This window comes from Streptomyces sp. NPDC098789 (assembly GCF_044759975.1).
GTDB lineage: Bacteria > Actinomycetota > Actinomycetes > Streptomycetales > Streptomycetaceae > Streptomyces.
This window is the reverse complement of sequence record NZ_JBIWAJ010000017.1, coordinates 192,128-213,893: the sequence shown is the minus strand read 5'-3', so window position 1 is coordinate 213,893 and position 21,766 is coordinate 192,128. Positions and strand designations below refer to the sequence as shown.

Annotated in this window: 17 protein-coding genes; 8 read left to right on the top strand and 9 right to left on the bottom strand. The window is 68.8% G+C overall.

What is annotated here, in order from left to right; all coding sequences use genetic code 11:
* Positions 1-57: 57 nt before the first annotated feature.
* Together murJ and ACIQWR_RS30455 are read right to left on the bottom strand one after the other, a co-directional pair.
* The gene (gene murJ / locus ACIQWR_RS30460; RefSeq protein ID WP_404016027.1) at positions 58-2,232 is read right to left on the bottom strand and encodes a murein biosynthesis integral membrane protein MurJ; all 2,175 of its coding nucleotides are present in this window, start codon (positions 2,230-2,232) and stop codon (positions 58-60) included.
* Positions 2,233-2,278: 46 nt separating this feature from the next.
* Complete coding sequence (locus tag ACIQWR_RS30455) at positions 2,279-4,558, bottom strand: DUF6049 family protein (RefSeq protein WP_404016024.1); 2,280 nt, start codon at positions 4,556-4,558, stop codon at positions 2,279-2,281.
* A 184-nt stretch (positions 4,559-4,742) separates the two neighbouring features.
* On the opposite strand from ACIQWR_RS30455, the gene ACIQWR_RS30450 reads away from it, so the two are divergent.
* Positions 4,743-6,185: a CCA tRNA nucleotidyltransferase gene (locus ACIQWR_RS30450; protein WP_404016021.1), complete on the top strand. Its 1,443-nt coding sequence runs from the start codon at positions 4,743-4,745 to the stop codon at positions 6,183-6,185.
* Between the two features lie 68 nt (positions 6,186-6,253).
* On the opposite strand, the gene ACIQWR_RS30445 is transcribed toward ACIQWR_RS30450, so the two are convergent.
* From ACIQWR_RS30445 to ACIQWR_RS30435, 3 genes are all read right to left on the bottom strand, one after another.
* Positions 6,254-7,522 (bottom strand): MFS transporter, encoded by a 1,269-nt coding sequence (locus ACIQWR_RS30445; protein WP_404016019.1) that lies wholly within the window; start codon positions 7,520-7,522, stop codon positions 6,254-6,256.
* Positions 7,523-7,638: 116 nt separating this feature from the next.
* On the bottom strand, positions 7,639-8,721 hold the full coding sequence (locus ACIQWR_RS30440; protein WP_404016016.1) for an inositol-3-phosphate synthase: 1,083 nt from the start codon (positions 8,719-8,721) through the stop codon (positions 7,639-7,641).
* Positions 8,722-8,769: 48 nt separating this feature from the next.
* Positions 8,770-9,372, bottom strand: coding sequence for a helix-turn-helix transcriptional regulator (locus tag ACIQWR_RS30435; protein ID WP_404016013.1), 603 nt, complete (start codon positions 9,370-9,372; stop codon positions 8,770-8,772).
* A 267-nt stretch (positions 9,373-9,639) separates the two neighbouring features.
* Between ACIQWR_RS30435 and ACIQWR_RS30430 the strand changes: the two genes are divergently transcribed.
* The gene (locus ACIQWR_RS30430) at positions 9,640-12,162 is read left to right on the top strand and encodes a transglycosylase domain-containing protein (RefSeq protein ID WP_404016010.1); all 2,523 of its coding nucleotides are present in this window, start codon (positions 9,640-9,642) and stop codon (positions 12,160-12,162) included.
* Positions 12,163-12,248: 86 nt separating this feature from the next.
* On the top strand, positions 12,249-13,706 hold the full coding sequence (locus tag ACIQWR_RS30425) for a glycosyltransferase family 87 protein (protein ID WP_404016007.1): 1,458 nt from the start codon (positions 12,249-12,251) through the stop codon (positions 13,704-13,706).
* A gap of 25 nt (positions 13,707-13,731) precedes the next feature.
* Here the strand turns inward: ACIQWR_RS30425 and ACIQWR_RS30420 are convergent, their stop codons facing one another.
* The 3 genes from ACIQWR_RS30420 to ACIQWR_RS30410 all read right to left on the bottom strand — a co-directional run bounded on the left by ACIQWR_RS30420 (position 13,732) and on the right by ACIQWR_RS30410 (position 16,373).
* Positions 13,732-14,763 carry an alanine racemase gene (locus ACIQWR_RS30420; RefSeq protein WP_354378859.1) on the bottom strand — a complete coding sequence of 344 codons (1,032 nt, stop codon included), beginning with the start codon at positions 14,761-14,763 and terminating at the stop codon, positions 13,732-13,734.
* A 59-nt stretch (positions 14,764-14,822) separates the two neighbouring features.
* The gene (locus ACIQWR_RS30415) at positions 14,823-15,941 is read right to left on the bottom strand and encodes a lipid II:glycine glycyltransferase FemX (protein WP_404016003.1); all 1,119 of its coding nucleotides are present in this window, start codon (positions 15,939-15,941) and stop codon (positions 14,823-14,825) included.
* A 129-nt stretch (positions 15,942-16,070) separates the two neighbouring features.
* Entirely contained in the window at positions 16,071-16,373 is a 303-nt protein-coding gene (locus tag ACIQWR_RS30410; RefSeq protein ID WP_351038210.1) for a hypothetical protein, read from the bottom strand.
* Between the two features lie 256 nt (positions 16,374-16,629).
* On the opposite strand from ACIQWR_RS30410, the gene rpsF reads away from it, so the two are divergent.
* The 4 genes from rpsF (at position 16,630) to rplI (ending at position 18,358) form a co-directional block, all read left to right on the top strand.
* The gene (gene rpsF, locus ACIQWR_RS30405) at positions 16,630-16,920 is read left to right on the top strand and encodes a 30S ribosomal protein S6 (RefSeq protein WP_004950685.1); all 291 of its coding nucleotides are present in this window, start codon (positions 16,630-16,632) and stop codon (positions 16,918-16,920) included.
* 76 nt (positions 16,921-16,996) lie between these two features.
* Positions 16,997-17,614, top strand: coding sequence for a single-stranded DNA-binding protein (locus ACIQWR_RS30400; RefSeq protein ID WP_404016000.1), 618 nt, complete (start codon positions 16,997-16,999; stop codon positions 17,612-17,614).
* Between the two features lie 42 nt (positions 17,615-17,656).
* Positions 17,657-17,893: a 30S ribosomal protein S18 gene (gene rpsR / locus ACIQWR_RS30395; RefSeq protein ID WP_003956534.1), complete on the top strand. Its 237-nt coding sequence runs from the start codon at positions 17,657-17,659 to the stop codon at positions 17,891-17,893.
* A gap of 18 nt (positions 17,894-17,911) precedes the next feature.
* Positions 17,912-18,358 carry a 50S ribosomal protein L9 gene (gene rplI, locus ACIQWR_RS30390; RefSeq protein WP_399264490.1) on the top strand — a complete coding sequence of 149 codons (447 nt, stop codon included), beginning with the start codon at positions 17,912-17,914 and terminating at the stop codon, positions 18,356-18,358.
* A 154-nt stretch (positions 18,359-18,512) separates the two neighbouring features.
* On the opposite strand, the gene ACIQWR_RS30385 is transcribed toward rplI, so the two are convergent.
* Positions 18,513-19,850 (bottom strand): MATE family efflux transporter, encoded by a 1,338-nt coding sequence (locus tag ACIQWR_RS30385; protein ID WP_404015997.1) that lies wholly within the window; start codon positions 19,848-19,850, stop codon positions 18,513-18,515.
* Positions 19,851-20,302: 452 nt separating this feature from the next.
* Here ACIQWR_RS30385 and dnaB point away from each other — a divergent pair, with 452 nt between their 5' ends.
* Entirely contained in the window at positions 20,303-21,766 is a 1,464-nt protein-coding gene (gene dnaB / locus ACIQWR_RS30380) for a replicative DNA helicase (RefSeq protein ID WP_404016114.1), read from the top strand.

Below are 21,766 nucleotides of genomic sequence, written 5' to 3'. Positions count from 1 at the left end.
TGTGCCCACAGTCCGACGCTATGCACGACACGCTAGGGGGGCCGATGGTTGTGCGCATCAGCGCCCCAGACGTCCGCGCACCATTCCGACCATGGCGTTGAGTTCCTCGATCCGCATGCGCTTGGCGGCGATGAGGAATACGGCCGCCAGAGCGATGCCGCCGGCGACGAGGGAGGCCAGGGAACCGGTCACTCCGCTGCCGAGCAGTCGGGTGACGCCGAAGGCCACGCCACCTCCCACGACGGCCGCGGGGAAACAGGCCCCGGCGAGGCGGGCGTAGGTCCGCATCACGTGCGCGCCGTCCAGGTCCCCGCCCAGGCGGGTGCGCAGGCGGCGCCAGGCCACGCCGACCCCGACCGCGTAGCCGAGGCCGTAGGCGGCGGCCATGCCGACCACGGCCCAGCGCGCGGGCAGGACCATGAACGCGGCGATCGAGACCGCCGCGTTGACGCCCGCGACGATGCAGGTGTTGTAGAAGGGGGTGCGGGTGTCCTCGTAGGCGTAGAAGCCGCGCAGGACGACGTACTGCACGGAGTAGGGGATCAGCCCGAGGCCGAAGGCCATCAGCACGTAGCCGATGTTCTGCGCGCCGGCGCCGGAGCCCGCGTAGAGCAGGGTGGCCATCGGCACGCCCAGGGCGAGGAACGCGAAGGCGCAGGGGACGATCGCGACGGCCGAGGTGCGCAGCCCGTAGGAGATGTCGTCGCGGACCGCGGCGACGTCCCCGTCGTGGGCCGAACGGGAGATCCGGGGCAGGACCGCCGTCATGACGGACACGGTGATGATGGCCTGCGGCATCTGCCACAGCAGCAGCGCGTAGTTGTAGGCGGTGATGCCGGTACCCGGGTGGCCCTGCTTCTCGGCGACCGAACCGGCCCAGGTGGCCAGCTGGGTGACGACGACCAGACCGACCTGGTTGGCGAGGACGAAGAAGAACGTCCACTTGGCCAGCCCGGCGGCCTTGCCCAGGCCGTGGCCCTTCCAGTCGAAGCGCAGCTTCGGGGAGAATCCCGCGTCCCGCAGGTAGGGCAGCATCGCCAGGGCCTGGACGGTGAGGCCCAGCAGGGTGCCCAGACCGAGCAGCCGGACGCCGTCGGCGGTGACGGTCGCGGCGTTGACGCCGGAGGTGGTGAAGCCGCCGAAGGCCCAGATGAAGGCGCCGAAGGTGGCGATGACGACGATGTTGTTGAGGACGGGGGTCCACATCATCGCGCCGAACCGGCCGCGGGCGTTGAGGATCTGGCCGAGGACCACGTGCACGCCCATGAAGAACATGGTCGGCAGGCAGTAGCGGGCGAAGGCGACCGCGACGTCCATCTGCTCCGGGTTCGAAGCGATCTTCGGCGACATCATCGTGATGAAGAGTGGCGCGGCGAGCACACAGACCGTGGTGATGCCCGCGAGCAGGACCACGACGAGGGTCAGCAGCCGGTTGGCATAGGCCTCTCCCCCGTCGTCGTCGTTCTTCATGGCCCGCACGAGCTGCGGGATGAAGACCGCGTTGAGGGCGCCGCCGCCGACGAGGACGTAGATCATCGTCGGCAGGGTGTTGGCGATCTGATAGGTGTCGTTGAAGGTGCCGACACCGATCGCACCGGCGATGACCAGGGTGCGCAGGAATCCGGTGAGCCGCGAGACGATCGTGCCCGCCGCCATGAGCGCGCTCGACTTGAGCAGGCTCGACGCGCGCCCGGCGGGCTTGCTGGGCGCGGGGGCGGCGACCGGGGGTTCTTCGGTCGCGGTACGAGGGGCCGCCTGCTGGTCCCGGTACAGGTGCGCGAAGGCGTCCGGTTCCGGCTGCTGGTCGGTGGCCTGGGTGACGAGCGAGTCGACGCCGACGAACTGCGTGGTGGTCGCGTGGTCGCCGTACGGCATGTGGCGGGAGGGGCCGTCCGGCTCGGGCGGCGGGGTCTGGGCCCAGACGCGCGGGTCCGGGGCGTAGGCGGGGGCCGCCGGGGCCGCGTAGAGCGGACCGGGCTCCTGGTAGGTGCCGGGAGGCGGCGGCGGGTGTGCGGCCCGGTCGTAGAGGACCTCGGCCACCGGATCCTGCGCCGACAGGTCCTGCGACCGGTACGGGTCGTACTCGTAGGCGCCCTGGACATACGGGTCGTGTTCCGGCGCGGCGGCAGGCGGAGGTACCTGCCCCGGTACCGGGGTGCCCGGGGCAGTGCCCTGGGCCGGCGCGGGACCGCCGGCGCCCTGCCCGTGGTCACCGTCGTACGGCGCGTTCATCGAAACCCCACCTCATCGTCCCCAGGCCGACCGGCCACGGCGTCGCTCAACGGTCCACTGTCTCACCCGTGCCGGACCCGCTGGTGCTTTGCGGTCCGGTGTCCGGGGTCTCGTCACTCTGCTGCGTGCTCTCTTCGGCGGCGGCGCGCGCGGCGACGCGCTTGCGACTGGCGTACATCTTGATGCCTGCCACGACGAGGAGGAGCACCCCGCCCGCGATGACGAGCATGACAGTCGGAGTGATCTCCGTTGCCTCCACGGTGAACCTGCGTTCCTTGCCGTACGGAACGCCGTCCCGGGTGTAGAGCTGGGCGGTGACCTCGACGGGACCACTGGCGGTGGCGTTGGCGTTGAACTTCAAGGTCTGGCTGTGCTCGGCCTGGACGTTGACCTCCTTCTCCGCCTCGCCGGCCTCGCCGAACATCAGGCGGGTGGGATTGGCGGACTTCAACCGCAGGACCAGGCCCCGGACGTCCTGAACGAGGCTGTTCTGGATCGTGACGGGGATCGTCGCGCTGTGCCCGGACAGGGTGGCGTCCGATTTGGGGACCAGCTGGACCTGCTCGGTGAGACCGATCAGGTACTGCTGGACGCCGTCGCGGTAGAGCGCGGCCTCCTCCGGGCGACCGCGCCAGGAGGCGGACATCTCCCGGTTGGTGGTGTTGCCGAAGGGGATCTCGACCCGGTCGGGGGCCGAAAGGATCACCTTGAAGTGGTCGAGGGTGTTCTGGGTGGTGCGGATCTTCTCGAACGCGGAGAGCGGGAGCTCCTGCTTGCGCAGGCCCTCGGGGTACTGTCCGGCGCCCGGCACCTGCGTGGCGGCTCCGGGGTCCGGCTTGGCGGCCGCGGCCGCCTCCAGGTCCTGGGGCTGGCTCCAGCGGCCCGGCTGGAGACCGCGCAGGGCCGCTGCCATCGTCTGGACCTGGCTGGAGGAGGGCATCCGTTGCGGGGCGACGACGAAACTGCGCTGCTCGTCGGTGCCCTGCTGGTTCAGTACGAGGCTCTGGGCGAGGAACTGCTGGACCGCGAGGACGGAGTTCCCGGCGTTCAGCATGTCGCCCTCGAAGGCGGTGGAGAGCCGTGCGTCGGCGACCACGGCGGTGGCCCCGGCCCCGATCGGGCGGGCCGCCGAGGGCACGTGGCCGAGGCCGGCGTTCTCCTGGAAGCTGTCGCTGCGGGTGAGGACGTTGTGGGCGCCGGCCGAGGTGGCGACATTGACGATCGACGGGTCGATGGCACCGTCCACGGGCCACGAGAAATCGGTGGACGGGGTGACGTGCAGGACCGTCTCCACCGCCTGCTTCGCCTTGTCGGTGGCGGGGCGCAGCTGGCCCAGGGTGCCCGAGACGTCCTTGCCGCGGTGTGCGAGCGAGGCGAGGTCCGGATCGGCGAAGGGCAGGGCGACGACCTTCTTGCCCTGCACGGCCGTTTCCAGGGCGCTCAGCCAGTGCTCGGCGACGGCCTTGTTCTTCCCCGGCACCGGCTTTCCACCGGGAACCCGGATCCGGTAGCCCTTGGTCATCGCGTCGACCGTGTACAGCAGGTCCGGGTCGATGACCCAGGTGATCGGCAGGTCCTTGCCGAGCGAGACCATCTGCTCCAGCCGTCCTCCGGGCCGCAGCTCGTCGGCGAGGTTGTCGTCCTCGAAGACGGGGGTCTGCAGTTCGTCGGAACCGGTCTCGGCCGTGAGGTGGACCCGGGAGATCAGCGGCCATACGTAGCTGAGCTGGGCGCGCTTCGCGGCGGCTTCGGGCTGCCAGGGCAGGACCGTCCGCTGGATGCCGAGCACCTGCTCGGTGGGCCGGCTCTCGCTCTCCCCCGAGACGGAGATGCCGATCTGGTAGACGCCGTCCTTGTCGAGCCCCAGCTTGTCGACGGGGACCTTCAGGGTGAAGGGCTGGCTGTTCTTCGCGGGCAGGGCGGAGAGCTTCGCGGCGAAGGCGCCGTCGATCTCCACGGGATCGCTGCTGGACCGGTACCCGGTCTGCTCCGCGGCGTCGCCGATCGCGTCGCGATCGCTCAGCACCGGCCCGACCCGCAGACCGACGTGCGCCTCGGTGATCGTCTCGCGACTGTTGTTGGTCACGGTGCCGGAGATGGTGAGGGTGTCGCCCTTCACCGGCGCGCTCGGCGTCAGGGCGTCCAGCTGGACGTCGACCGCCGCGGCGGCGGAGGCGGCGTTCTCGGTGGCCTGCGCGGCTGGGGCGGGGGCGTAGACGAGGGCGGCGAGAACCGGAGTCCCGGTGAGCATGACGATCGCGCGCCGCAGCCAGCGGCGCCTGACAGGGGCAGGTGCTGTCCCCTGGATGTCTGCCGCCTCGGCCACGCGCCCGCCCGTCCTCGAAGTGTCAGTGGTCGTCGTTTATGCGTCCACGCATGGTAACGAGGCCCGCTGTGCGCGAGTGCCGCGCCTTGCTCCACATGATCGGGGCCGCCGCGTGGGGGCGCTGCGTCAGGGTGCCCAATAAGAAGGGAGCCCCGGCCGGGCGGGGCACGTACCCTTTTCTGTTGTGCCGAACGCCAACGAAGACAACCCCAGTGCCCTGAGTCAGGTGCAGCACCGCGCGGTCAGTGAACTGCTGCGGATCGCTCCTGTCGCCGATGAGCTCGGCCGCCGTTTCCAGGAGGCGGGCTTCAGCCTCGCGCTGGTCGGCGGGTCCGTTCGCGACGCGCTGCTCGGGCGCCTCGGCAACGACCTCGACTTCACCACCGATGCCCGGCCCGAGGACGTGCTGAAGATCGTCCGACCGTGGGCGGACTCCGTCTGGGACGTCGGCATCGCCTTCGGGACGGTGGGGGCGAACAAGGGCGGCTTCCAGATCGAGGTGACGACCTACCGGTCCGAGGCCTACGACCGCTCCTCGCGCAAGCCCGAGGTGTCCTACGGCGACTCGATCGAGCAGGACCTGGTCCGCCGCGACTTCACCGTCAACGCCATGGCGCTGGCGCTCCCGCAGCAGCGGTTCATCGACCCGCACGGCGGTCTGGAAGACCTGGAGGCCCGTGTGCTGCGGACCCCGGGCACTCCCGAGGAGTCCTTCTCCGACGATCCGCTGCGCATGATGCGCGCCGCACGTTTCGCCGCGCAGCTGGACTTCGAGGTCGCCCCCGAGGTCGTCGCGGCGATGACGGCGATGTCCGACCGGATCGAGATCGTCTCGGCGGAACGGGTGCAGGCGGAGCTGAACAAGCTGCTGCTCTCGGAACGGCCCCGCACGGGCCTGGGCCTGCTCGTGGATACGGGCCTGGCCGAGCGGGTGCTGCCCGAGCTGCCCGCGCTGCGCCTGGAGAGCGATGAGCACCACCGGCACAAGGACGTGTACGAGCACTCCCTGATCGTGCTGGAGCAGGCGATCGACCTGGAGGAGGACGGCCCCGACCTGGTGCTCCGGCTGTCCGCCCTGCTGCACGACATCGGCAAGCCCCGCACCCGCCGCTTCGAGAGCGACGGGCGGGTCTCCTTCCACCATCACGAGATGGTGGGCGCGAAGATGACCAAGAAGCGCATGACGGCGCTGAAGTACTCCAACGACATGGTCAAGGACGTCTCCCGGCTGGTGGAGCTGCACCTGCGCTTCCACGGCTACGGGGCGGGCGAATGGACGGACTCCGCGGTCCGCCGGTACGTGCGGGACGCGGGTCCGCTGCTGTCGCGGCTGCACAAGCTGACCCGTTCCGACTGCACCACGCGCAACAAGCGCAAGGCCAAGGCGCTCTCCCACACCTACGACGGCCTGGAAGCGCGGATCGCGCAGCTCCAGGAGCAGGAGGAGCTGGACTCGATCCGGCCCGACCTCGACGGCAACGACATCATGCAGGTCCTGGACGTCGGTCCGGGTCCGGTGATCGGCAAGGCCTACGCCTTCCTGCTGGAGCTGCGGCTCGAAAACGGCCCGATGGAGCGGGAGGCCGCGATCGCGGCCCTCAAGGAGTGGTGGGCGGCTCAGAACTGAGGCGGTCCCGTGTCGATGTTTCACGTGAAACATCGACACGGGGTGCGAGAGGGGTCAGGGGCGATGTTTCACGTGAAACGTCGTCCCTGCCGGATGAGCAACGCGGCGGTCAGGGCATAGAGGGCGGCCACGCCCAGGATCAGCGGGACGGACTTCCCGTCGAGCGGCAGCACCAGCGAGGCCACGGCGGCGGCTCCGACGAAGGCGACGTTGAAGAGCACGTCGTAGACGGAGAAGATCCGGCCGCGAAAAGCGTCGTCCACCTGTGACTGCACGACCGTGTCGGTGGCGATCTTCGCTCCCTGCGTGGCCATTCCCAGCACGAACGCGGCGACCAGCATCGGCGCGGGCGCGAAGAAGAGACCCAGACCCGGCACCAGAACGGCCGCTATCGCCGCGCAGAGCGTGATCCAGCCCCGGGTGCCGAGCCGCCCCACCAGCCAGGGCGTGATGACGGCCGCCGCGAAGAACCCGGCCCCCGACACCCCGACCGCGATCCCCAACAGGGCGAGCCCGTCGGACTCGTTGTCCGACCAGGCGTAGCGGCAGAGGGTCAGCAGGGTCACCGTCAGCGCCCCGTAGCAGAAGCGCATCAAGGTCATGGCGGTGAGCGCCTGGGCGGCGTCACGGCGCTCGTACAGGTGCCTCAGGCCCTGGGCCATGCCCCGCACGGTCAGAGCGATCCCTTCGGCCACCGAGGGGTACTGCCGTGCGGGGGTGGAGTCGGGGCTGAGGAGCCGGACGTCGAGCCGTAGCGAGACGAGCGCCGCGCACAGGTAGAACGCGGCGCCGAGCAGGACGATGACGGCATTGGATTCGGCGGCGAGCAGGCGCACCAGGAAAGCCAGCCCCCCGCCCAGGGTTGCCGCGAGGGTCCCGGCGGTCGGGGAGAGGGCGTTCGCGGTCACCAGTTGGTCGACCCCGACGACCCGGGGCAGCGAAGCGGAGAGCCCGGCCAGGACGAAGCGGTTGACGGCGGTCACCGAGAGCGCCGAGGCGTAGAACAGCCAGTCGGGCACCTGCGCGACGATCAGCATCCCGGTGACGCAGGCCAGGAAGGCACGCAGCAGATTGCCGTAGAGGAACACCTGGCGGCGCGGCCAGCGGTCCAGGAGCACTCCGGCGAAGGGGCCGATCGCCGAGTAGGGCAGCAACAGGACGGCCATGGCCGAGGCGATGGCCACGGGCGAGGCCTGCTTCTCCGGGGAGAACACCACGTAGGTGGCGAGCGCGACCTGGTAGACGCCGTCGGCGGCCTGGGACAGGAGCCGCACGGAGAGCAGGTTGCGGAAGTCCCTCAGGCGCAGGAGTACGCGCAGATCACCTACGACAGGCATGTGGGCAAGCGTCACATACGCCGAGGGTCCCCGGGCGGATTGCCCGGGGACCCTCGGCGGAAGACCAGTCGAAGTCCAAGTGCTGGAAGCCCTTGGCGCATCGTGCTGCGTCCTGTTTAGCGCTCGACCTCGCCCTTGATGAACTTCTCGACGTTGGCCAGGGCCTCGTCGTCGAAGTACTGGACCGGCGGGGACTTCATGAAGTAGCTCGAAGCCGACAGGATCGGGCCACCGATGCCGCGGTCCTTGGCGATCTTCGCGGCGCGCACGGCGTCGATGATGACACCGGCGGAGTTCGGGGAGTCCCACACCTCGAGCTTGTACTCGAGGTTCAGCGGAACGTCACCGAAGGCGCGACCCTCGAGGCGGACGTACGCCCACTTGCGGTCGTCGAGCCACGCGACGTAGTCGGACGGACCGATGTGGACGTTCTTCTCGCCCAGCTCGCGGTCGGGGATCTGCGAGGTGACGGCCTGCGTCTTCGAGATCTTCTTCGACTCGAGGCGGTCGCGCTCCAGCATGTTCTTGAAGTCCATGTTGCCGCCGACGTTGAGCTGCATGGTGCGCTCAAGACGGACACCGCGGTCCTCGAACAGCTTCGCCATCACGCGGTGCGTGATGGTGGCGCCGACCTGCGACTTGATGTCGTCGCCGATGATCGGGACGCCCGCCTCGGTGAACTTGTCAGCCCACTCCTTGGTGCCGGCGATGAAGACCGGAAGGGCGTTGACGAAGGCGACCTTCGCGTCGATGGCGCACTGCGCGTAGAACTTCGCAGCGGCTTCGGAACCGACGGGCAGGTAGCAGACCAGAACGTCGACCTGCTTGTCCTTGAGGACCTGGACGATGTCGACCGGAGCCTCGGCGGACTCTTCGATCGTCATCCGGTAGTACTTGCCCAGGCCGTCCAGGGTGTGGCCGCGCTGAACGGTCACGCCCTTGCTGGGGACGTCGCAGATCTTGATCGTGTTGTTCTCGCTGGCGCCGATGGCGTCCGAAAGGTCGAGGCCGACCTTCTTCGCGTCAACGTCGAAGGCGGCAACGAACTCAACGTCGCGGACGTGGTAGTCGCCGAACTGGACGTGCATCAGGCCGGGGACCTTGGCCGCCGGGTCGGCGTCCTTGTAGTACTCGACGCCCTGCACCAGCGAGGCGGCGCAGTTGCCTACGCCGACGATGGCTACGCGAACCGAACCCATTCCGGTTGCTCCCTGTTTGTTCTCGGACGAGGCCTGCGAATGCGGGCCTCATTTTGCAGTTTCGTCGGACGAGTCGGGTCGTCTGCGATCCCGTCCCGCCCGCTCGCTCTCGATCAGCTCGTTCAGCCAGCGCACTTCGCGCTCCACGGATTCCATGCCGTGCCGCTGCAGCTCAAGGGTGTAGTCGTCGAGGCGCTCCCGCGTACGGGCGAGCGAGGTGCGCATCTTCTCCAGGCGCTCCTCCAGCCGACTGCGGCGGCCCTCCAGTACCCGCATGCGCACGTCCCGTTCGGTCTGACCGAAGAACGCGAAGCGGGCGGCGAAGGACTCGTCCTCCCAGGTGTCGGGGCCGGTGTGGGAGAGCAGCTCTTCGAAGTGCTCCTTACCCGCGGCCGTCAACCGGTAGACGATCTTTGCGCGGCGTCCTGCGAGTGAAGCGGCGACCGCGTCTTCCAGGGCATTGCCCGGTTCTTCGATCAACCACCCGTGGGCGACGAGCGTCTTGAGGCAGGGATAGAGGGTTCCGTAGCTGAACGCCCGGAACACCCCCAGCGAGGTGTTGAGCCGCTTGCGCAGCTCATAGCCGTGCATGGGGGACTCGCGAAGCAGGCCGAGGACAGCGAACTCGAGAATGCCTGAGCGCCGGCTCATCCGCCTGCTTCCTCCTCGCCCCTGAGTTCTTTATGCCGAGCTGATGTATCGACTCGATACATCCAGACGATAGAACGGGCGGCCCGTTACGACAAGGGGAGACGTGGTGACCGGCGTCACATCACTAATTCGTAGGAGGCAAGTTGCCTGATTTGGGGTGAACTTCGGCACTGGTTGGGTTTTGAGCGTGCGTAGTCTGTGCGCCGGGGGAACCGGAATACGCCTGCCGCTTCCAGGCCACTCGCCTGCCCGAGGAGTAGTCGTTCGATGAGCGAGCACCGCCGCAAACCGCCGCAGCAAGGCGGTGGACGGGCCGCGGCCCGCCGGGCCGCCCAGCAGCGGCCCGCCCGGGGCGCCGCGCCCGGGCACGACGCCCCCACCGCATCGCCCGGTGGGCCGTACGAGGGACAACCGGTCCACGACGGCCGTGCCGGGGCCCGTAGGGACGCCCGAGGAGCCGGCGGAGGCCGTGGCGGCAAGGGATCCGGCCGCGGCGACAAGCGGCTCATCAACTACCCGCGGTCCGACAGGGACGGCTGGAAGCGATTCCTTCCCTCCTGGAAGCTCGTCGGGGGCACGGCCCTGGGCTTCTTCGCCGTCATCACGGCCGGCTCGGGCATCGGCATCGCGATGGTGGGCACCCCCGACGCGAACAAGGCCGCCGAGGCCCAGAACAACGTCTTCTACTGGGCCGACGGGACCCAGATGGTCGCGACCGGCGGGTCGACCAACCGGCAGATCGTGCCCATCGACAAGATCCCCCGGTCGATGCAGAACGCCGTGATCTCGGCGGAGAACGAGTCCTTCGAGACCGACAAGGGCGTCGACCCGATGGGCATCGCCCGCGCCGTGGTCAACATGGCCAAGGGCGGTTCGACCCAGGGCGGCTCCACCATCACCCAGCAGTACGTGAAGAACACCTTCCTGGACTCCGACCAGACGCTGAAGCGGAAGGTCACGGAGCTGTTCATCTCGATAAAGCTGGGTGTCACCGCGGAGAAGGACACGATCCTCGCGGGCTACCTGAACACGGCGTACTACGGCCGGGACGCCTACGGCATCCAGGCCGCTTCCCGTGCGTACTTCGACAAGGACTGCGACAAGCTGACGCCCTCCGAGGGCGCCTTCCTCGCCTCGGTCCTCAAGGGTCCCAACCTCTACAACCCGGACGGCGGCATCGGATCGGCGGCCACCCCCGAGGCCAACACCAAGAGGGCCCAGAGCCGCTGGGCCTGGGTGCTCGACCGCGAGGTCGCCGTGGGCCGGATGACCCCGACCGAGCGGGCCCAGTTCCGCGAGTTCCCCAAGCTGGTCGACTCCGCGCAGGCCCGTTCGCTCGGCGGCCAGACCGGATACCTGGTCGAGACGGCCAAGCAGTACGTGATGAAGGCCAAGGGCTTCACCGCGGAGCAGATGGCACTGGGCGGCTACCAGATCACCACCACCTTCCAGAAGCCCAAGGTGGACGCGCTGGTCAAGGCCGTCGAGGACACCCGCAACGGCTTCCTGGACGAGAAGGCGCGGCCCGACTACGACACCTTCGTCCAGTTCGGCGCCGCGTCCGTGGACGTGAAGACCGGCGCCGTCGTGGCCCTCTACGGCGGGCCCGGCTGGGACCACAAGCACTTCACCAACAACGCCAACACCATCGGTGTCCCCGTCGGCTCCACCTGGAAGCCGTTCGTCCTGGCCGCGGCACTGGAGTACGGCACCCAGAACTCGCGCGGCGAGGGCATCTCGGTCAGCAGCAAGTACAACGGCAACGACCAGACCGTCATCAACAACCGGGAAGGCAAGCCGCTGCGCGCCGCCGACGGCACGCCCTTCCGGCAGAAGAACGAGAGCCCCACCGCCTACGGGTACGTGACCCTCAACGAGGCGATGGAGAAGTCCATCAACACGCCGTTCGCCCAGCTCGTCTTCGACGTCGGCCACGACAAGGTGCGCGGGGTGGCCAAGGCCTCCGGCATCCTCGACGAGTCGATGGACCCGGCCGACAACGCCTCGTTCGCCCTCGGCACCTCGACCCCGTCGGCCATCCGCATGGCCGACGCCTACGGCACCTTCGCCGACTCCGGCACGCACCACGAGCCCTTCTCGGTCACCAAGGTGCTCAAGGACGGCAAGGAGCTGTCCGGCTTCGAGGCACCGAAGTCCCAGCGGGCCATGGACAACTCCATCGCCGACAACATCACCAAGGTCCTGCGCAACGTCGTGGAGAACGGCACCGGTACCAAGGCCAAGAAGCTGGGCCGCCCCGCGGCGGGCAAGACCGGCACCACCGACCAGAACAAGTCGGCCTGGTTCGTCGGCTACACCCCGCAGCTCTCGACCGCCGTCACCCTGTTCCGCAACGACCCGAACTCGGCGGACAAGAAGTTGATGTCCATGAACCGGGTGGGCGGTGTCGACTCCATCCACGGTGGTGACATCCCCGCGGTGATCTGGACCGAGTACATGAAGGCCGCCCTCAAGGGGTCTCCGGAGAAGGACTTCCCCGAGGCCGAGGACATCGGCGTGACGGCCGACGCCGCGGGCGCTCCCACGCCGACACCCACCCCGTCGCCCTCGCCCTCGCCGTCCGTGACGGAGTCGCCGCAGGTCTCGCCGTCCCCGACGGTCTCCCCGTCCCCGTCCGCGGGGGGCAAGCCCAGCTGCAACCCGTGGAAGCTGTACTGCGACCCGGACCCGAGCGGCACGCCCACCGGGAAGCCCAGTCCGACCAAGACGGGCAGGCCCGGCCGGCCGGGCAACAGCGTCTGGGGACCCTCGGGCGCCGACACCGGCTGATCGGCCGCCTCCGCGCCCCGAGGGCCGTCGCATTCCGATGCGGCGGCCCTCGGCGCGTTCACAGCCCCGTACGGCAGGATGAGCGCATGACGAAGGTGCACGAGGACCGCCCCGTACTGCCGACCCAGCAGGACGAGGTCGCGGCGGCCGGCAGCGAGCTGATCGGCGGACCGATGGGCAGGTACGCGCGGCTGGGCGGGCACTGGCTGAGCCCCGTGCGCGTCATCGTCCTGGTGGCGATCGGCATGTTCGCGCTCGGGATGGTGCAGAAGCTGCCCTGCTACGACTGGGCGTGGTTCCGCGGCGCGGGCTCGCAGTACACCCACGCCTGCTACTCCGACATCCCGCACCTGTACGTCGTGCGCGGCTTCGCCGACGGTCTGACGCCGTACTTCGACCGGCTCAGCGGCGACATGCAGTACCTCGAGTACCCCGTGCTCACCGGGCTCTTCATGCAGGTCGCGTCCTGGCTCACGCCCACCGGCGGCTCCATGCAGCACCGCGAGCAGATGTACTGGATGGTCAACGCGGGCATGCTGATGGCCTGCGCCGCCGTCATCGCGGTCTGTGTGGCCCGTACGCACCGCCGCCGTCCCTGGGACGCCCTGCTCTTCGCCCTCGCGCCCGCCTTCGCGCTGACCGCGACGATCAACTGGGACCTCTTGGCCATCGCGCTGACCGCCGCCGCGATGCTCATGTGGTCCCGCGGTCGGGCACTGGCCTTCGGCGTCCTGATCGGCCTGGCCACCGCCGCCAAGCTCTACCCCGTGCTGCTGCTCGGACCGTTGTTCGTCCTGTGCTGGCGGGCCGGCAAGTGGCGTGCGTTCGCACTGGCCGCCCTCGGCACGGTGGCGTCCTGGCTCGTGGTGAACCTGCCCGTCATGCTCTACGCCTGGGACGGCTGGTCGAAGTTCTACACCTTCAGCCAGGAACGTCCGATCGACTTCGGGTCGGTGTGGCTGCTGATCTCCCAGCGCTCCGGGAACCCGCTGGAGGGCGCGAACACCTACGCGACGGGCCTGACCCTGCTGCTCTGCGGCGCCATCGGGTTGCTCGGGCTCACCGCCCCCCGGCGCCCCCGCTTCGCCCAGCTGGTGTTCCTGGTCGTCGCCGTCTTCATCCTGGCCAACAAGGTCTACTCGCCGCAGTACGTGCTGTGGCTCATCCCGCTGGCCGCCCTCGCCCGACCGCGCTGGCGCGACTTCCTCGTCTGGCAGGCCTGCGAGGTCATGTACTTCCTCGGGATCTGGTCCTACCTCGCCTACACGACCAGCGGGGACAAGCACCAGGGCCTGCCCATCGAGGGCTACCAGCTGGCCATCGCCGCGCACCTGCTCGGCACCCTGTACCTCTGCGCCGTGATCGTGCGGGACATCCTGCTCCCCGAGCGGGACGTGGTGCGCCAGGACGGCTCGGACGACCCCTCGGGCGGTGTCCTGGACGGCGCCGAGGACGCGTTCGTGCTCTCCCACGCCGCGAGGGCGCCGCAGGATGCGACGCCCTCGGAGGGACAGCGGGTCGAGTGGGGTGCCTACCGGGATTGATCCCGGCGGGCACCCGTACCCGGGATCAGGCGTCGAGCGCCCGGTCGAACTGGGTCGTGGTGTGCCGCAGGTGGGCCACCAGCTCGTCGCCCACGCGCGGCTCGGTCGCGTCCGAGGGCACGAACAGGATCGACACCTGCATGTGCGGGGGCTCCGCGAACCAGCGCTGCTTGCCCGCCCACACGAAGGGCGACAGGTTCCTGTTCACGGTGGCCAGCCCGGCCCGGGCGACCCCCTTGGCGCGCGGCATCACACCGTGCAGGGCCTTGGGAGCCTCCAGGCCCACGCCGTGCGAGGTACCGCCCGCCACGACCACCAGCCAGCCGTCCGAGGCGGCCTTCTGCTGGCGGTAACCGAAGCGGTCGCCCTTGGAGACCCGAGTGACGTCCAGTACGGCGCCGCGGTACTGGGTCGCCTCGTGGTCGCCCAGCCACAGCCGGGTGCCGATCCGGGCCCGGAACCGGGTCTGCGGGAACTGCTGGCGCAGCCGCGTCAGCTCCTCGGCCCGCAGGTGGCTGACGAACATCGTGTGCAGCGGCAGCCTGGCCGCGCGCAGCCGGTCCATCCAGGCGATGACCTCCTCGACGGCGTCGGAGCCGTCGGGGCGGTCCAGCGGCAGGTGCAGGGCGAAACCCTCCAGCCGCACGTCCTCGATCGCCGAGTGCAGCTGCCCCAGGTCGTGTTCGGAGATCCCGTGGCGGCGCATCGAGCTCATGCACTCGATGACGACACGGGCGCCGACCAGGCCGCGCACCCCGTCCACGGAGGACACCGAGCGGATGACCCGGTCGGGCAGCGGTACCGGCTCCTCGCCCCGCCGGAACGGGGTGAGGACCAGCAGGTCCCCGCCGAACAGATCCTTTATCGCGGCGGCTTCGTACGTCGTTCCCACGGCCAGGATGTCGGCGCCCATGCGGGTCGCCTCTTCGCACAGCCGCTCGTGGCCGAAGCCGTAGCCGTTGCCCTTGCAGACCGGGATCAGCCCGGGGAACTGATCCTGAATCTGCTTCTGGTGCGCACGCCAGCGCGCGGTGTCGACGTAGAGCGTGAGCGCCATGCCCGTCCGGAACCTCTCTAGAAAAGAACTGCTCGGTGCAGCGGGGGGTGGGGTGGGAATCAGCGGCGGGACATGTAGATGTCGAGCGCCTTGTGCAGCATCTTGTTGAGCGGGAAGTCCCATTCGCCGACGTACTCGACGGCTTCGCCGCCCGTGCCGACCTTGAACTGGATCAGGCCGAACAGGTGGTCGTTCTCGTCCAGCGTGTCGCTGATGCCGCGCAGGTCGTACACGCTCGCGCCGAGCGCGTAGGAGTCGCGCAGCATGCGCCACTGCATCGCGTTCGACGGGCGGACCTCGCGCTTGTGGTTCGCGGAGGCGCCGTACGAGTACCAGACGTGCTGGCCGACGGTGAGCATCGTGGCGGCGGCCAGCGGCTCCCCTTCGTGCGTGGCGATGTACAGGCGCATGCGGTTCGGGTCCTCGGAGTTGAGGGCCGTCCACTGGCGCTGGAAGTAGCTGAGCGGGCGCGGGCGGAACTTGTCGCGCTCGGCGGTGATCTCGTAGAGGTGCTGCCAGGTGGGCAGGTCCTCGTAACCGCCCTGGACGACCTCTACGCCGGCCTTCTCGGCCTTCTTGATGTTGCGGCGCCACAGCTGGTTGAAGCCCTTGAGGACGTCGTCCAGGGAGCGTTCGGCGAGCGGGACCTGGAAGACGTAGCGCGGCTGGACGTCACCGAAGCCGGCGCCGCCGTCCTCGGCCTGCTGCCATCCCATGCGGCGCAGCTTGTCGGACACCTCGAAGGCGCGGGGCTCGATGACCGAGGCCTCCACGTCGCGCAGGCGCTTGACATCCGGATCCTGGATGCCGGCCTTGATGGCCGTCGAGTTCCAGCGGCGGATGACGACGGGCGGGCCCATCTTCACGGTGAAGGCGCCCTGCTGCTTCAGGTGCGCCAGCATCGGCTGGAGCCATTCCTCCAGATTCGGGGCGTACCAGTTGATGACGGGGCCCTCGGGAAGGTACGCGAGGTACCGCTTCACCTTGGGCAACTGCCGGTACAACACCAGTGCGGCACCGACGAGTTCACCGGAGTTGTCGAACCAACCGAGGTTCTCCGAACGCCATTCGTTCTTCACGTCGGCCCACGCCGGAACCTGGCAGTGGCTCGCCGAGGGCAGGCTCTGGAGATATGCCAGATGCTGCTCTCGGCTGATGGTCCTCAGGGACAGGCTCATGCGGGGCGTCTCCTAGGCGGCTTCGCTGGCTATGGCGCGAAGCCTACTGCGACAAGGGCGCCACCCATCTGGGGGACGGACCCGGTCCGGGCCGAGGGCCGGCCGGCGCCCTGTCGCGGAGGTGCCCGGCTACCCGAAGAGACCGCCGTGCGCCATGGCGAGATAGAACCCGACCGCGGACGCTCCCAGGCCGACGATCAGTGCGAAGCGTTCGCGTGTCGTGGCCGAGATGAACTGTCCGTAGGCGCCGGTGAGGATGCCGATCAGCCCGGTCCACGAGCTGAGCAGGTGCAGATTGTGGAAGAACGCCGTGACGAACGCCACGATGCCGAGGATCAGGGTGACCGCCACAAGGGTGTCCTGCAGCGGGTGGGGCTTGCCGTCGGTGGAGAAGAGCGAGATGGACGACTGGGGTCGCATTGCCTGTGCCATCGGAAGGCACCTCCTGGCTGACGCAGAGCGGTGCAGCGGAGCAGCCGTCCGGCGGAGCCGGGGGCATAGCACCGAGCACACCCGATGGGTACAGGGTGTGGCCTTCAGGTGCCGGATTTCAACCGGAAGGAGGGGAGCAGGTACTCTGTACGGTCTGCACCTGTGTCCGTTCGCTCGGGCCCGGTGCGATTACGCATCACGACCCTCCTGCCACGGAACGACCGTGGCCGCTGAGTCCAAAGGAGGTGGGTTCCACATGCGTCACTACGAAGTGATGGTCATCCTCGACCCCGATCTCGAGGAGCGCGCTGTCTCCCCGCTGATCGAGAACTTCCTTTCTGTCGTCCGTGAGGGCAACGGAAAGGTCGAGAAGGTCGACACCTGGGGCCGTCGTCGTCTCGCTTACGAGATCAAGAAGAAGCCCGAGGGCATCTACTCGGTCATCGACCTTCAGGCCGAGCCTGCGGTCGTCAAGGAGCTCGACCGACAGATGAACCTGAACGAGTCGGTCCTCCGGACCAAGGTCCTCCGTCCCGAAACCCACTGAACTTCCCAGTTCAGCGGTAATCGGGATTTCGAGTAGCACAAGCAGCCAGCAGCAAAACCCGCCGAGAGGTTCATCCATGGCAGGCGAGACCGTCATCACGGTCGTCGGCAATCTCGTCGACGACCCCGAGCTGCGCTTCACCCCCTCGGGTGCGGCGGTCGCGAAGTTCCGTGTCGCGTCCACTCCCCGCACCTTCGACCGCCAGACCAATGAGTGGAAGGACGGCGAAGGCCTGTTCCTGACCTGCTCGGTGTGGCGGCAGGCGGCCGAGAACGTCGCAGAGTCCCTTACGCGGGGCATGCGTGTCGTCGTTCAGGGCCGGCTGCGCCAGCGGTCCTACGAGGACCGTGAGGGTGTCAAGCGCACGGTCTACGAGCTGGACGTCGAGGAAGTCGGCCCCAGCTTGAAGAACGCCACGGCCAAGGTCACCAAGACCACGGGTCGCGGCGGCCAGGGCGGCCAGGGTGGCTACGGCGGCGGTGGCGGCGGCGGCCAGCAGGGCGGCGGCGGTGGCAACTGGGGCGGAGCCCCCAGTGGCGGCCAGCAGGGCGGCGGAGCACCTTCCGACGACCCGTGGGCGTCCAGCGCGCCGGCCGGCGGCCAGCCGCAGCAGCAGCAGGGCGGCGGCGGGGGCGGCTGGGGCGGAAGCTCCGGCGGCTCCGGCGGTGGCTACTCGGACGAGCCGCCCTTCTAAGGGCAGCTCTACCCCACTTCTTGATCACACAGGAGAGACACAATGGCGAAGCCGCCTGTGCGCAAGCCTAAGAAGAAGGTCTGCGCGTTCTGCAAGGACAAGACCGTGTACGTGGACTACAAGGACACGAACATGCTGCGGAAGTTCATTTCCGACCGCGGCAAGATCCGTGCCCGCCGCGTCACCGGCAACTGCACGCAGCACCAGCGTGACGTCGCCACGGCAGTCAAGAACAGCCGTGAGATGGCGCTGCTGCCCTACACGTCCACCGCGCGATAAGGAAAGGGTGACCGAATAATGAAGATCATCCTGACCCACGAGGTCTCTGGCCTCGGAACTGCCGGCGACGTCGTCGACGTCAAGGACGGCTACGCTCGCAACTACCTGGTCCCGCGTGGTTTCGCGATCCGCTGGACCAAGGGTGGCGAGAAGGACGTGGCGCAGATCCGCCGCGCCCGCAAGATCCACGAGATCGCGACCATCGAGCAGGCCAACGAGTTCAAGGCCAAGCTCGAGGCCGTCAAGGTGCGTCTGGCCACCCGCTCGGGTGACACCGGCCGCCTCTTCGGCTCCGTGACCCCGGCCGACATCGCCACGGCGATCGAGGCTTCCGGTGGTCCGAAGGTCGACAAGCGTCGCGTCGAGCTGGCGTCCCCGATCAAGACCCTCGGTTCGTACCAGGTCTCCGTGCGTCTGCACGCCGAGGTCGTCGCGAACCTGGGTGTCGAGGTCGTCGCCGCCTAAGTGCCGCGCACGAAGGGCCGTACCCCTTGGGGTACGGCCCTTCGTCGTTCCCGAACGGCGTCGGAGCTCCTTCGTGCGGCGGTGTTTCACGTGAAACACCCTGTTTCACGTGAAACCATCCGTTTCACGTGAAACAGCGTGCGGTGGACCGCGGTCAGCGCGAGGCGCCCGTGACCAGCCAGCGGCCGGAGCGGGCCCTCAGCTGGAGCGTGACCATCCGTACCAACATCATCAGCGTCATCGCCCACCAGAGCGTGGTGAGGCCACCACCGATGCTGGGGACGAGCAGGGCGGCCGGGGTGAAGACGGCCAGCGTCACGACCATCGCGCCGGCGAGGTAGCGTCCGTCGCCCGCGCCCATCAGGACCCCGTCGAGGACGAAGACGATGCCGGAGACCGGCTGGGAGACCGCCACGACGAGCAGGGCGGGCAGTAGGGCGTCCTTGACCGTGGGGTCGCCGGTGAAGAGCGGTACGAACAGGGGCCGGGCCGCGACCACCAGGATGCCGAGGACGACTCCCGAGACGATCCCCCACTGCACCATGCGGCGGCACACGGCCTTGGCCCCTTCGGTGTCGCCCGCGCCCAGGTACCGGCCGATGATGGCCTGTCCGGCGATCGCGATCGCGTCCAGAGCGAAGGCGAGCAGGCTCCACAGGGAGAGCAGGATCTGGTGCGCCGCGATGTCGGCATCGCCCAACCGGGCGGCCACGGCCGTCGCGATCATCAGGACGGCCCGTAGGGACAGGGTCCGCACCAGCAGCGGTACCCCGGCCTGTGCGCAGGCGCGGATGCCCGCGGCGTCGGGCCGCAGGGAGGCGTGGTGGCGACGGGCTCCCCGGACGACGACGATCAGGTAGGCGGCGGCCATGGCGCACTGGGCGATGACCGTGCCCCACGCTGAACCGGCGATGCCGAGGCCCGCGCCGTAGACCAGGGCCACGTTCAGGCCGCCGTTGAGGGCGAACCCGCCGATGGCGACGTAGAGGGGGGTGCGCGTGTCCTGGAGGCCGCGGATCACACCGGTGGCGGCGAGCACCACGAGCATGGCCGGGATGCCGAGGGCGGAGATGCGCAGATAGGTGACGGCGTAGGGGGCCACGGTGTCGGAGGCGCCGAAGAGCGAGATCAGCCAGGGAGCCGTGGGCAGCACGAGGGCGATGACGGCTCCACCGAGCAGGAGGGCGAGCCAGATGCCGTCCATGCCCTGCCGGATGGCGGCTTGGAGGTCGCCCGCTCCGACCCGGCGGGCGACCGCCGCGGTGGTGGCGTAGGCGAGGAAGACGAAGACGCTCACGGCGGTCATCAGGAGGGCCGCGGCGACTCCGAGGCCGGCGAGCTGGGGAGTGCCGAGGTGCCCCACGATGGCACTGTCGGCCATGACGAAGAGGGGTTCGGCGACGAGTGCGCCGAAGGCGGGAACGGCGAGTGCGAAGATCTCGCGGTCGTGCCGTCTCGGGGCAGCCTTCGGGGGCTCGGTGGCCTGTGTCATGTGCTCAATCTAATCTTCCACAGGTAATAGATGCAAGACTCTTTGGATCCTTACTGGGGCGCTGACTTGGGCGTTCTTCGCACCCCTTTGGAGGCGATCTTGAGGTAGCGGCGAAGAAATTTTTCCCACGCTGCCCGTGGATGACGAAATTGCAGGTCAGTGGGGGTGCCGTGGTGGGTCGGGTGATTTTGTCCACAGCGTCGTCCCCCGGTCCGTACACAGCTTCCGGCGAGTTACCCACAGCATTCGGCTCGTCATCCACATCTCATCCACACAGCCTGTGGATAACAAGATTGGCTGACGTCGCCGGCGGCTCTACCGTGGTGCGTTGCCCGACGCGCCGAGAGCCGATCCGGGTGCCCCAAATGTCAGAGCCGTGTCGTAGAAAGAGTGACACGGCAAGGTCCGCTTTGCGGACGGGAGGAGGCGGCCCGGTGAGCAGTCCCGAGCCCATGGACGACCCTTGGGCCGACAGCGGTCCCGGTGACCGTCTGCCCGCCCGTCCACGACGCAACGGCGAAGGCCGCGGCCGCGGGGACGACCAGTCCGATCGGGGCCGTGAGGGCGGCTCCTGGGACGGCGGAGGCGGTGGCTTCGAGCGGGTCCCGCCGCAGGACCTGGACGCCGAGCAGTCGGTCCTGGGCGGCATGCTGCTCTCGAAGGACGCGATCGCCGACGTGGTCGAGGTCCTCAAGGGCCACGACTTCTACCGGCCCTCGCACGAGACGATCTACCAGGCGATCCTCGACCTGTACGCGAAGGGCGAGCCCGCCGACCCGATCACGGTCGGCGCGGAGCTCACCCGGCGCGGCGAGATCAGCAAGGTCGGCGGCGCGTCGTACCTGCACACGCTGGTCCAGTCCGTGCCGACGGCGGCGAACGCGGAGTACTACGCGGAGATCGTCCACGAGCGGGCGGTCCTGCGCCGGCTGGTCGCGGCGGGCACGAAGATCACGCAGATGGGCTATGCGGCGGACGGGGACGTCGACGAGATCGTCAACAGTGCCCAGGCCGAGATCTACGCCGTCACCGAGCAGCGGACCTCCGAGGACTACCTGCCGCTCGGCGACATCATGGAAGGCGCCCTCGACGAGATCGAGGCGATCGGCTCGCGCAGCGGCCAGATGTCCGGAGTCCCGACGGGCTTCACGGACCTGGACTCGCTGACCAACGGTCTGCACCCCGGCCAGATGATCGTCATCGCGGCCCGCCCCGCCATGGGCAAGTCCACGCTCGCGCTCGACTTCGCGCGGGCCTGTTCCATCAAGGCCAACCTGCCCAGCGTCATCTTCTCCCTCGAAATGGGGCGCAACGAGATCGCGATGCGCCTGCTCTCGGCGGAGGCCCGGGTGGCGCTGCACCACATGCGCTCGGGCACCATGACCGACGACGACTGGACCCGGCTGGCCCGCCGGATGCCGGACGTCTCCGCGGCCCCGCTCTACATCGACGACTCCCCCAACCTGTCGATGATGGAGATCCGCGCGAAGTGCCGTCGGCTCAAGCAGCGAAGCGATCTGTCGCTCGTCGTCATCGACTACCTGCAGCTGATGCAGTCCGGTGGCTCGCGCCGCCCCGAGAGCCGCCAGCAGGAGGTCTCGGACATGTCCCGAAACCTCAAGCTGCTCGCCAAGGAGCTGGAGGTCCCGGTGATCGCGCTGTCGCAGCTGAACCGTGGTCCCGAACAGCGCACCGACAAGAAGCCGATGGTCTCCGACCTTCGAGAGTCCGGCTCCATCGAGCAGGACGCCGACATGGTGATCCTGCTGCACCGCGAGGACGCGTACGAGAAGGAGTCGCCCCGCGCCGGTGAGGCGGACCTGATCGTGGCCAAGCACCGTAACGGCCCCACGGCGACGATCACGGTCGCTTTCCAGGGCCACTACTCCCGGTTCGTGGACATGGCCAACACCTAG